We start from the raw sequence: 12,311 nt of genomic DNA, 5'->3' as shown, positions 1-12,311 counted from the left end.
AGTTTTGGCCGAGTGCTGCCGCGAACAATGCCGGTTAGATGCCGTCTGGTTTGTCCCGGCCGCTATTCCGCCGCATAAGCAGCACCGCGCACTTTCGGAAGGGACCGATCGGGTGGAAATGCTCAAGCTGGCCATCGGCGGTCAGGAAACCTTTGCGGTATACACGGGAGAAATTGACCGCGGCGGCGTGAGTTATACTTTCGACACGCTTCAGCAACTGCACAACGAGCAACCGCAACGCGAATTATTTTTTCTGATGGGCGCCGATTCGCTGGCCGATTTGCCCACCTGGCGGCAGCCGCAGCGCATTTGCGAATTGGCCATTCCCGTGGTCGTGCGCCGCACCGGCTCGCCGGACCCAGACGACACGGTATTGTCTCAACTGATGTCGCCCGAGCGCCTGGCGATTGCCCGATCGCACCGTGTGGAAATGCCGACCATCGATTTAAGCGCATCCGATTTGCGCCGCCGAGTTGCCGCCGGGCTGAGCATTCGCTACCGCACGCCGCGGGCCGTGGAAAAATATATTGAAGCGCAGGGACTGTACCGTATATAAAGCTGCGACCGCCGATCGCGCAGAGTTGCCGCGGATGATTTTTTTGTGGCGCCAGCGCGACCGCCGGTTGCGGTTTTATCACGAGATGAATAGCGCGGGGACGTTCTTCAGGCCGCCTTGCGCTGCGGAACGAATTCGTTCAGTTCCGGACCCAAGTCGATGGAGGCCACCTCCGGATCGGCCCACATTGCATTCAGCACTTCTTGCAATTGGTCGGCGGGCGATAGCGTGGGATCCAAAAACAGCCACTTCTGTCCGCGAATAACGCACGCGCCGCCAGCGCAGCCGTCCAGCCATTCTTGCCGCACTTTGTAGCCGGCACGACGGGCAAGTTCCAATGCTTCTTCCAACAGTTCGACGGTGAGCATGATCAGTACTCCCTTTTTCAGCACACCCTGAAATCGATTTCCCCACTCCCTGACGCCAAGCCTCTCGGCGGGCCGCGGATTGTAGCGGCTTGCGCTACAGTTGCCCAGGCGAGTCCGACGATACCTTTCATAACGTCTCCCGGAGCTGCGCAACTCCAAGCTAAATCAGGTGGTTGCGGCAAATCGAACGCATCGATAAGAGGAGGCGCTTCAGGCCGAGCAGGCACCGTTGCTAAACCTTGCCGATCGGGCAAAGCCTACGTGAGCGGAGACGCGGATGTCGCATTCAACCGATGAGCAGCCAAGCCCCGAGCAACAAATTGCGCTTTTGAAGCAGCAATTGGCGCAAGCGCAAAAGTTGACGGCCTTGGGAGAGTTGGTGGGCACCACCACGCACGAATTCAATAACGTGCTGATGACCATTTTGAACTACGCCAAAATGGGTTTGCGGCATAAAGACACTGCTACGCGCGACAAGGCGCTCGATAAAATTCTGGCCGCCGCCAACCGGGCGGCAAAAATCACCAACGGCATTTTGAGCTTTGCCCGCAATCGCTCCGCCGGGTTGGAACCGACCGATTTAAGCCGCGTGATCGAAGATTCGATGGTGCTGTTGGAGCGCGAAATGAGCAAGTACCGCATTCGCGTGGAAACGCAAATCGACGCCGCGCCGCCGGCCCTGGCCAACGGCAATCAAATTCAGCAGGTGCTGTTGAACTTGCTGATCAATTCCCGTCAGGCCATGCCCAATGGCGGAATCATTATGGTCCGCCTGAGTTACGATGCGGCCGCGCACATGGTGGAACTGGCGGTGCGCGATAGCGGCAAAGGCATGACGCCCGAAGTCATGCGCCGCATTTTCGATCCGTTCTTTTCCACGAAAGATGGCCCGGATGCCAGCGGCAAAGGAGGCACCGGGCTGGGCCTGTCGATGTGCCGCGATATTATTGAAGCCCACCATGGCCGCATTCGGGTCGACAGCACGGTGGGCAAGGGAACGGCGTTCACCATCAAGCTGCCCGCGGTGCAAATTCCGGCGGCGGTTTCTTCCGCGCCCATCGGAAACGTGGCCGCCTCCATGCCTACGGCCAACTCTCCCAGCCCTGTCGACCGCTAGTCGACAGGCGCGTGTCCACTGGTTGAACCGCGCGCCGGCGATTTTCCATTTGCGGAGAGCAGCCGCCGCTCCAGTTTCAAATTAGGCGATCACGCAATTCTGCTTGCGTTTGTCAGTGCCGTGCGTATGATGGACGCTGGAAACAGGGAAAATACGGCGGCACGGCGCGGGAAACTCGCTCTGATTTTGAGTTCCTGCCGGAAGCAGAGAGAGGCAAGCATGGGTTATGCGTGGCGGATATTGCGGCCTTCGTTGCCGCGAGTGCAAGTTCTTGCATTGTGGGCGTGCGTGCTCCTGGGCGTGTTAATTGCGGCCGCGCGTTTGGAAGCGGCTTATCCCACGGGGCCGCAAATTACCGATCGGTACGATCCCGGTCAGATCAACGTGGCGATTCAAGATTACGCCACGGCTCCCAATACGGCGTCTTCTCAAACCGATCGCACGGCGGCCCAAGTGGCGCGAATCAACTTCATGCGCTCCGACCCGGTCGATCCCAATAAATATGTCGTCAATGATTTGAACGGTAATTTATACACGCTCGACAAAACCACGCGGCAGTTCACCACGTTTTTTAATTTCGCCAGTGTGTTCCCCAACTTCGACAACAACCCCGGCCTGGCCGCCGGCTTGGTGACCATTCAGTTCGATCCGAACTTCGACGGCAATCCCGCGCTGCCCGGCTATGGCGAATTTTACACCACGCACACCGAAACCGTCGGCAACCAAAGTAGTTTTTCTGAAGGCGTGCTGACCGAGTGGCAAATCTCCAACCCGGCCGATTTCGGCAACCCCGCCGATGTTTCCGAACTGAGCCATCGCGAAATGTTGCGCGTGGCCTACAGCTCCAACATTCATCCGCTGGGAGATATTATTTTCGACCCGAACGCAAAGCCCGGCGATGCTGATTATCGCATGATGTACATTGCCAGCGGCGACGGCGCGGCGGGCGAAAGCGGAAATCCAGCCACGCGCGCCCAGGACCAAATGCTCAACAATTATTTGGGCAAAGTGTTGCGCATTTTGCCCAATGGCGTTGCCGACACCACGCCGTACGCCATTCCCAGCGATAACCCCTTCGCTTCGGCGGCGTTCACTTCCACGGGAGCCAAAGGCGAAATTTGGGCCTACGGCTTCCGCAATCCGCATCGGCTAAGTTGGGATCCGCAAAGCAACCAGCTAATTGTCGACAACATCGGGCTGCATTCGTACGAGGAAGTGAACTTCGTCACCAAAGGGCAGAACTACGGTTATTCGTCGTTGGAAGGAAACCAGGTGCTCAGCAGCTCGTCGAATCAAGTCACCAACGCGCCGCTGCCGGCCACGTTGCCGCTGACCATCAGCCCCGGCGTAACCAGCGGCAGTATTGTTCCCACGTATCCGGTGGTGCAGTACAGCCACGAAGATGGGGACGCCGTTTCCAGCGGCTTTGTTTATCACGGCGCGGGCATTCCGCAGCTCGACGGCAAATACGTGTTTGGCGACATCACGTCCGGCCGGTTGTTCTATGTTGATTACGCCGCGATGCTGGCGCAAGAAAGCCTGAATGCACCGCTGCCGACCTCCGACATTCACGAATTGAACCTGCTAGAGAACGGATCGCCCATTCGCTTGTTCGATCTGGTGCATTCCACCTTCGATTTGCGAAATGACGGCGTGGCCGATGGCGACGTATTGCCCGGCGCAGATTCCAGCCTGGTGACCGCCGGCGACGATCCGTACGGAGTGGCTTACGGCGGGGGGCGGGCAGATATTCGCCTGATTGAAGGAGACGACGGCGAAATTTACATCATCAGCAAAAGCGACGGTATGATTCGCGAACTGGTGGCTGTGCCGGAGCCGGCGGCGTTTGTTCTTTTGGAATTAGGCGGTAGCTGCTTGGCCTTGGCAGGCGCTCGAAGCGCTCGCCGAAAGAAAAACGACTGCCACGATTCGCGCTCAAACTCAACTTCGTCGTCTTAAATAGTCGGCTTAAGCCCGGGCCGCGGATTTCTTACGCCGGCAAACCATCAAGCTCAATCCACCCACGGCTGCCAGCACGAGGGCGGCCGGTTCCGGGACGGGAACCAGGGCAATGTTATTGCTGCTGACGCCATCGTTGTAGCTGTAATTAATCTGGTAGCCGGTCGGCAGGTTGTTGACCGTGCCGAAAGCAGTTCCCGTCAGGCTGCCGTACTTGGCGAACACATAAGCCGAGCCGCCGGGCGTACCGGTGACACTGAACGTCACAGCCGACGTGCCTGCGCTAATATCCAAGTTGCCACTGTCATTGAGCAGGTCAACGATGTTGGAATCGGCGTCGTTCAGTTCAATGTTGAGCGTGCCGGCCAGCGAGGCAGAACCCACGCCAATGGTGTTGATGCTGTCGCCCGGCGCGAGGAAAGCGGCGGAGGAAATCGAGACAGCACCGACGGTGGAACCCTTCCCCTGCAGCGTACCGCCGGTGACGTTGAAAGTTCCGGTTCCTGTGTAGGCGCCGTCAAGTTGCAAAATGCCATTGCTCACGCTGGTGTTATTGGAGTAGGTGTCGGTGCCGGCCAGAATCAGTTTGCCGGCAGTGTTCATATTCAGACCGGCCGCATTGATGCCGCCGCCGGCCAAATTGGCAAGGGTCGCCGTGTTGCTGGTTGCCGGGAAGTTCACCGCGATGGGTCCATTGCCGCTGTTGACCACTGCGCCGCCGATGGAATTTCCGTGCATGTCGAGTAGGCCGCTGCTCAGGTTCAACGTGGAAACGGTCGTCCCCTTGGTGCTGGCGTTGGTGATATTAGTGCCAAACACATTGGCCGTTCCGCCGTTGATAGTGAACGTGGCCGTGGCCGTGCCGGGTGAAGCGTTCGTGTTGGTATCTTTGCCAAGGACGAACGTGCCGGCCGAACTCACCGATCCCACGTTGAACACGCCCGTGGCGGTGTTGTTGGGACTGGCGCCGCCCACAGTAACCGCGCCGGTTGCTCCGCCGGGCTGCGTGGAGGAACCCAATACAAAACCGATATTCAACGTGCTCACATTGAATGTACCCGTATCGAAAGTCACCGAGGCATTGGCTGTGCCTGCCGTATCGCCATTGCCCTGACCAACCAGCAGCGTTCCTGCCTGAACTGTTGCACTGTGGCCAGCCAACAACAGCGAACTAGTGCTGCTGGTTGCAGTGCCGCTGGTTTGGTTGCCGATCGTGATGTTCGACGTGCCTGAACCGCCTGTGCCCGCAATGGTGACCGAGCCGCTGCTGGAACCAAATTGAATGGCACCGCTGGATTTTCCCGTGCCAACGTTAATTGTGCTGGCCTCGATGGCATTGCTCCCCGAACCCAAGTTCAACTTGCTCCCTGTTTGAGCATTGCTCGATCCACTGGTGCCAAGGCTGATCGTAGCAACATTGATGGTATTGGCACTGTTGGCGCCGCTGGCCAGCGATACGACGCCCGCAATGTTAAGTCCGTTGCCAATGTTCAGCGTCGTGGCTGGAGCGTTTAATTTAAATGTGCTGTAGGCCGTGAAATCAATCGTGGCCGTGAACTTGTTGGCCCCGCCAGGATTAGCCCCGACCGTCATGGCGCCGTTCACATCTAATTCGCCGCCGGTGCCATTGTTGGCGGAATTAAATGCGCCGGTGTAACTGGTGAGTGTTTGATTCGTGTTCGTCGCCAGATTGCTTTGCACCACGCCCACGGTGAACGTGCCGCTCACCGTCGCGGTTTGGCCGCTAGCAATAACCAGGGCGCCCGTGGTCGTAACGCCGGTCGATTCGGTGGTGTCGTTGAAGCTGGCGACCGTCACGCCACTATTCAAAATTGCGTTGGCCGACGTGGCGATGGTGCCGCCAGCATTGCCAAATAATAGTGCATTGGCGGCTACCCCCAAATTGCCGCCGGAAGCCACGGTGAGTGTTCCCGCGCTGACTTGCGTGGTTCCGGAATAGTTATTGTTTCCGCTAAGAGTTAAGGTGGGTGAGGCATCGGCGCCAACTAGCGTAAGGCCGCTTGTGCCCACAACGGGAGCGCTGATCGTGGGGCTAAGTCCCGCAGCGACAGTGATTGTGGGAGCGGTCAATGTAAGCGTGTCGCTGGCACTGCCGGCAATCGTGTAATTACCGCTGCCGGCCGCGTTGAAGGTGACTCCCGCGGCGCTGACCGTGCCAGTGGTGTCATCAATCGTGACGGTGCCCGCCGCTTCATTGTTGGCGCCGAACACAGCGGTGCTGAGATTATCCCACACTACGTCTGTAGCGCCGTTGGACCAATTGGCGGCAGTTTGAGCATCCCAGTTGCCGGAGCCATCGGTCGGCGTTGCCGGATTGGTTCCGCTAGCGTCCCAAGTAAGTGTCGTGGCGTGCGAAATGCAGGCACAACAGAGTAGGATGGCACTGGCCGTAAGTGCCGTGAAAGAGGAAGACTGCGCGCAGCGATTTCTCATGGGCGTACTCCGCGTACAAATGAGTCACAGAAGCAAAACAACGTTGCCAAGTACGCGGCATGTACAGAAGACTTGTGCTCCTCCGAACAGCCCGCACCCCCAACACAAGCGGAAACGCCTCTTTCTGATTCCACCCTCAGTTTAGATGAAGCTGCAACGATTGCAACGATATTGCTACATATATATGAGATTTCCATCACTGAGTTTCCCAATTTCGGTGGTTTGCCTTCGCGGGCGGACGCCAAGTTCAGAAGGAAAACAGCCGAGGCTTTATCAACTTCTGCAGATTAGGCGGTTACAGCTTTGTTTTTATTCCGCGGATACAGCAGTAACCCCAGGCCGCCCAGGGCTGCGAGCAGCAAAGCCGCCGGCTCCGGAACGGGAATCAGGGCAATATCGTTGTTGCCCTGGTAGTCGTAGTCGAGGGTGTAGCCGGTCGGCAGGCCGTTCACTGTGCCAAAGGCGCTGCCGGTAAGGCTGCCATACTTGGCGAAAATATAAGCCGAACCGCCGGGCGTGCCGGTGACATTGAACGTCACGGCCGATGTGCCAGCGCTGATGTCCAAATTGCCCGTGTCGTTCAGCAGGTCGTTGACGTTGGCATCGGCATCGTTCAAATCGATGCTCAGCGTGCCGGCCAATGCCATGCTGGTGCTTTCGGTCAACGTGCCGATGCTGTTGCCTGGCCCGACCGTGCTGCCGATCCCGGCCGTTACTGCGCCAGTGACGGTGCCATAGCCGGCCAGCGTTTGGCCGGTTTGCAGAATAAATCCGCCCGCAGCGCTAATGCCGCTGACGTTGAAGATTGCCGAGCTATCCGCCTGGCTATCGCCCACAATGTATGTCTCCGCGGCGCCCAAATTGTTATTGGTGGCTGCAGTACTCAGCGCCAACGTGCCACCTTGAATGGTGACCGGTCCGTTGAAATTGCTAATGCCGCTGAGCGTCAACGTGCCAGTGTTCTTTTTCGTCAATCCGCCATCCAGGCCAACCACGCTTGGATCATGCTGAAACGATTCCGCACTGCCCACGTTAAAATTGTTGGAATCGATGATCGCGCCGCCCAGTTGCACCATCAGCGATAATGGTATCGACGTGCCGGCGACGGTGCTATCGCGAATGAAGGTGGCGTTGGTCGCCCGGGCTTTCAACGTACCACCATTGAAATTGAACTTGGCGGTAGAGCCGGCGCCCGTGCCGCTGGTGTTTGCCGAGGCAGTGGTCACGGTATTGGCCACGATGAGGCCGCCGGCATTCAGATTAACGATCCCCTGGCTGGCAACTCCGCCGACCGCCGCCCCCGCACCGCGAGAAACATCGAGTGTGGCGGTTTGAATCGTGCCGCCGTTGGCGTTCAGGGTGCCAGCGCCGCGGCTGGCGACAAACAAAGTTCCGCCGGTGCTGGAAGAGCCACTGCTATTGCGCACATCCAGCAGGCCGCCGCTGACGGTGACGGCGCTGATTTCCGCCACATTGCTGTTCGCCATCTGAAATTGGTTCCACACCTGTAGTTGGCCGCCGCTAACGTTGACGTTTCCGTCCTTGGTGTTCAGCCGCGTTTTTAGCAGCAGCAAGCCATTCGCTACATTCAACGTGCTGGCCGGAGATACATCGGCGCCGATGGTATGATCGCCGACGCTGGCTGTGGCCGTAATGGTGAAATTTGGGGCGCTTGTGGCGGTCCCGAAATTCAATGTGCCGCTGGTGGTGACAATGCTCGCTGTGGCCAAGGTAATGGCCGTGCTGCTGGCATTGTCGACAATCGTCCAATTATCGGTACCGCCGGGCGCACCAATGGTTGTGCCGGTGGTTGAAACCGTCGCGGTGAAGTTGTCGGTAATGGTCCCCGTTCCACTAAGAGACAAAACAGCGTTGCCAGACGCGAGAGTGTTGTTTACCTGGCCCGTGATTGCCAGCACCGATGCGCCCCCCGGTCCGCCAGTGATTGTTGTCGCTCCGCCAAAGCTCAGCGGCAAATTGATGGTTTGACCGACGCTGGAATTATCGCTCAGCGCGGTTGCTCCGCCGGCCAGGGCCAGCGGAGTGGCGCCATTCAAAACATATGAATTGGTCGTGCCGTTGAACGTAAGATTGGCGACCGATAGGCCGACAATATCGTCGGTGTTCGTAATGTTCGCTCCGCTATCGTCGAACACAATAGAATCAGCCACGACCGGCGGCACCCCCGTCGACCAATTGCTGGGCGCAGTTGCCGTGCTCCAATTGGTGTCGACCGAGCCCGTCCAAGTGAGCGTGGTGGCGCCTAACCGAGAAACACAAAACAGGGCAGCCGCAAAGAATGCCGCGACATAGACAAACCGAACCCAAACGTTGGGCCTAGACATGAGCGCGCTCCGTGTGCCAAGGGGATCAATGATGCGTAAAACAAGTTGCCGGCACGCGCGCAATCAGAACGCAAAATGCGTTCTGCCCGCCGCGTACCTTCCCCAAGGACGGCGGACTCAGCCTGATCCCTATTCCAGAACGCCTTATCTCAATTCAAGTCTAGATTCTAACTGCACCCTCAGCGAATGCAACCATTTTGTTCAGCGATTTCAAAAAAATCGGAGCGGCGACAAACTGAGCCCGGAGCTGCGAATTGGCCAGCAGCGGCCAGAAGCAATCGCCATCGGCAGGCAGTCTTTCGACTCTCGGCGACTTTGGAACCACCTACGCCACAGCAATTTACGACACCCAATTCCTCAAAAAATCGGCTATTTTCGACGCCGGGCAAACATCGCTCCCAGGGCCGCTGCCGCAGCCAGGGCAATCTCCCAAGAAGCCGGCTCCGGCACCGGCGAAGCAGCTGTGGCAGCGCTCGATTTCAGATAATCGAGCAGCGATTGCAAATCCATGTTGTTGACCACGCCATCGCCATTCACGTCCCCCAGGGAAAGAAAATCTTGCGGCGAAATATCGTGCTGTGCTTCGTAGGCCGTTGGCGCCGCCAAGGCTTGCTGCATGGCCACAATGTCCGCAGAGTCCACTACGCCGTTCCCGTTGAAATCTGGAAAAGGCAACAAATGGGCCAGCGCATCGACTCGATAAATGACTGGCTTGGACGAAGACGGATCGGTGGTGCCGCCGGTCAAATGCAGCCAGCCGTCATCGAGCGTAGCTTCAAATCGCTCCGCGACGCCATTGCCATCAGCGCCGAAAAAGAACAAGTCGTTCGGATCGCCCGCGGTAAACGTGCCCGTCAGGCCGCTGAGGTTCAACGTTTTGTCCAAATCCCAGCCGGGCGTGGGCAGCGGCGTGGCGCTGATCGTCGCCACCGGAACGGGCGAAGCGCTCATGTCATTGAACAAAATTCCATGGACATTAGCAAACCCAGCGACTGGCTCCAGCCGCAGCGGATTCATAGTCTCATTTAAGCCTGTGAACAAGCCAAACTGGCCGGCAATATGCAACTGCAGCGAGTAATCGGCAATGCCGCCGGTAACTTGGACGGTGCTTTCCGACGGTATGAAGCGATAATCGCGCAATACAAGAGCGGTATCGGCCCAGGCCGATTGCCCGGCCATCGCGAAAAGCAACCCGGCAACTGCGAAGTGACACAGCGCAAAAGAACGACGCATCGGATGGACCTTCTCGGCAAAAGGCCTTGCCCAGTGCCAGCAATTTATCGCGCCCGCTGCGGCCATGTCAAGTTTCTTGCCATCCCCACAACCGGCCGCAGGAAAAACAGGAGAATTCCAACCGCCAACAGGTCGAACGCCGCCGGCTCGGGCACCGGGCTTGTCGATCCGCCGCCTGCTTGCAGGGCATTCAGAAGCGATTGCACATCGGTGTTGGTGAATTTCCCGTCGCCGTCAAGATCGCCAATCGCCAGGACCTGCGCGGCGGTTAAGCCTTTCGACAATTCATACGCCGGCTGGTTCGTCAGCGCCTGCTCCATGACGGGAATGTCCGCGGCATCGACATGGCTATCGCGATTGAAATCCCCCGGCAGCAGCGTGCTATTGGCCACCACTAACTGACCGCTGCTGTACAACCGCAGCAGGCTCCACGTCAAACCGGACGACAGTGTCGGCAAGCTGATGCTGGAAAACTTCCCGTTGCGCGTGCCCCAATCCAAAATATCAAAAACATTTCCGGCGGTCGGCGTGAAGCTGAATGAAGTAACAATCAAGGAACCCGCCAATGTAGCATTGCCGGTAGCGATCAGCGTGCCGTATCCCGTGCCACGAACGGTCCCGCTTAAGGCAAATGCGATTTGGCCGGCACTGTCCAGCGTTACGCTCCCGGCAGTTAGCGATCCCGCCTCGAAATTCAATGGACCCAAATTGTGCAACGCCGCGGCGGTCACTGTGCCACTGACCGTCATTTCTCCGACCGAACTAACGGTCAACGTGCTCGTCACATTGTTGACACCGCTCACGCCAAACAAAAAGAACTGGTTGCCGCCTACGGTCTCGTCGCCGGTGACATTTAGCGTCATGCTGTTAAACAAAGTAAATCCGTGCCCAAACGCAACCGACGTGGGCGAGCCCGTCGCTCCCGGATCAAACGTCACACTGTTGGTGAAATTCAGCGTGCCGCTGGTCCAATCCAGCCGCGATGGAGTAGCGCCCAAATTCAGCCCGCCGACCGTAATCGTTCCGCCGCTTAGTTTAAGTGAGCTGCCGGAATTGACGGTAATTGTGCCAGTCACCGTATGGGCTCCGCCGCTGTTAACCGTCAAAGTAATTGGCTGCGCGCCTCCCAACGTTTCGTTGCCCGTCACTTCCAGGGTTCGGTTGCCGCTGAGCGTGGGCGAAGCGCCCAAAAGGTCCGTCTCCAAATCCAAAATCGTATCCTGAGTGAAATCCAGCGTGCCGCTGGTCCAACTAAACGTGCCTCCGCTATCGCGGGCGATCCCGTTGATATTGATAGTCCCGCCGCTAAGGTTCAGCGTTCCTACCGACCCAATATTGATGACCTCGGCCGTCAATACGCCGGTTCCACTGACGGTATAGCTGCTGGGGCTTCCGGAATCGGCGCCGAGATAAATGTGGCCGCTCACCGTGTTCGTCCCGCCGCTTTGGTTCACCGTGCCGGTCCCTCCGGGAAGCAGGACCATTTCGCCATTCAAATCGCAGCCGATGTCTTCCTCGGGCGAGGAAATGGCGCCGCCGCTCAAATTGATGGTTCCGTTGGCCAACGATCCCTGATGACCCACGAAGAGCCTGTCGCTGATGGTATTCGTTCCCGCGCTTTGAGTCAGCGTTCCCGTTCCTGACTGGCTAATGAATTCCACAACGGTGGAGACCGATCCGCCGGTGAGAACGAATCCTCCGAAGCTGCCGCCGGCATTTCCCACGATCAAATTCGTGCTGCTGTTGCTGCCGCCACTTTGGGTAAAGCTTCCTGTGCCGTGGAACCCCACGTATTCGAAAAGACCAACCGACAGTGCTGCGCTTCCGCTCAGCGTGTACGTGCCGGTATCGGCTGAGTCGTGCCCTATAAACAGCGACCCGCCGCTGGGAATGGTGTTGGCGCCGCCGCTTTGGTCAATTTCTCCGACGGTGGGATTGGTATCGCTGGGAGCGCCGCTGGCTAATGTTTCGTTATTGGCGGTCAAACTATTTCCGGCCATCGACAGCGCAATGCTGCCGCCGCTGGTCGAATTAGCCGCCAGGGTTAAAGAGTTCAGCGTGATGGCTGGACCGGTGTAATCGTAGCTGACCGTCACGCTGTTTCCGTTGGCTAGCGCAATGGTGGCATCATCACCCGCGGCCGGCACCCCGGTCGGACTCCAATTTCCCGACACGCTCCAGTTGCCGCTAGCGCCCAAGCCATCAGGCCCAATCCAAGTAGGAGTTGCAGCCAGGGCCGGTGATCGCACGCAGCAAATGTAGATGGCCGCCAGAACCGA

The 12,311-nt window shown here is 58.1% G+C and carries 8 protein-coding genes; 3 read left to right on the top strand and 5 right to left on the bottom strand.

Annotation, left to right across the window (positions count from 1 at the left end; all coding sequences use genetic code 11):
- Positions 1-556: nicotinate-nucleotide adenylyltransferase (gene nadD / locus VFE46_10935; GenBank protein HZZ28506.1), on the top strand; the 556-nt coding region annotated here is incomplete at its 5' end.
- A gap of 107 nt (positions 557-663) precedes the next feature.
- On the opposite strand, the gene VFE46_10930 is transcribed toward nadD, so the two are convergent.
- Positions 664-924 carry a hypothetical protein gene (locus tag VFE46_10930; protein ID HZZ28505.1) on the bottom strand — a complete coding sequence of 87 codons (261 nt, stop codon included), beginning with the start codon at positions 922-924 and terminating at the stop codon, positions 664-666.
- Positions 925-1,201: 277 nt separating this feature from the next.
- Here VFE46_10930 and VFE46_10925 point away from each other — a divergent pair, with 277 nt between their 5' ends.
- Together VFE46_10925 and VFE46_10920 are read left to right on the top strand one after the other, a co-directional pair.
- Positions 1,202-2,041 (top strand): ATP-binding protein, encoded by an 840-nt coding sequence (locus VFE46_10925; GenBank protein HZZ28504.1) that lies wholly within the window; start codon positions 1,202-1,204, stop codon positions 2,039-2,041.
- A gap of 219 nt (positions 2,042-2,260) precedes the next feature.
- Complete coding sequence (locus VFE46_10920; GenBank protein ID HZZ28503.1) at positions 2,261-4,000, top strand: PQQ-dependent sugar dehydrogenase; 1,740 nt, start codon at positions 2,261-2,263, stop codon at positions 3,998-4,000.
- Positions 4,001-4,009: 9 nt separating this feature from the next.
- Here VFE46_10920 and VFE46_10915 read toward each other — a convergent pair whose 3' ends face one another.
- From VFE46_10915 to VFE46_10900, 4 genes are all read right to left on the bottom strand, one after another.
- Positions 4,010-6,454, bottom strand: coding sequence for an autotransporter-associated beta strand repeat-containing protein (locus VFE46_10915; protein HZZ28502.1), 2,445 nt, complete (start codon positions 6,452-6,454; stop codon positions 4,010-4,012).
- A 287-nt stretch (positions 6,455-6,741) separates the two neighbouring features.
- The gene (locus tag VFE46_10910) at positions 6,742-8,799 is read right to left on the bottom strand and encodes an autotransporter-associated beta strand repeat-containing protein (GenBank protein ID HZZ28501.1); all 2,058 of its coding nucleotides are present in this window, start codon (positions 8,797-8,799) and stop codon (positions 6,742-6,744) included.
- Between the two features lie 369 nt (positions 8,800-9,168).
- A complete protein-coding gene (locus tag VFE46_10905; protein ID HZZ28500.1) occupies positions 9,169-10,032 on the bottom strand; it encodes a dockerin type I repeat-containing protein in 864 nt (287 codons plus the stop codon).
- Between the two features lie 44 nt (positions 10,033-10,076).
- The coding region (locus VFE46_10900) for a dockerin type I domain-containing protein (protein ID HZZ28499.1) at positions 10,077-12,311 on the bottom strand (2,235 nt) is incomplete at its 5' end.

Source organism: Pirellulales bacterium, from assembly GCA_035656635.1.
GTDB lineage: Bacteria > Planctomycetota > Planctomycetia > Pirellulales > JADZDJ01 > DATJYL01.
This window is presented reverse-complemented; position numbering and strand designations above follow the sequence as displayed.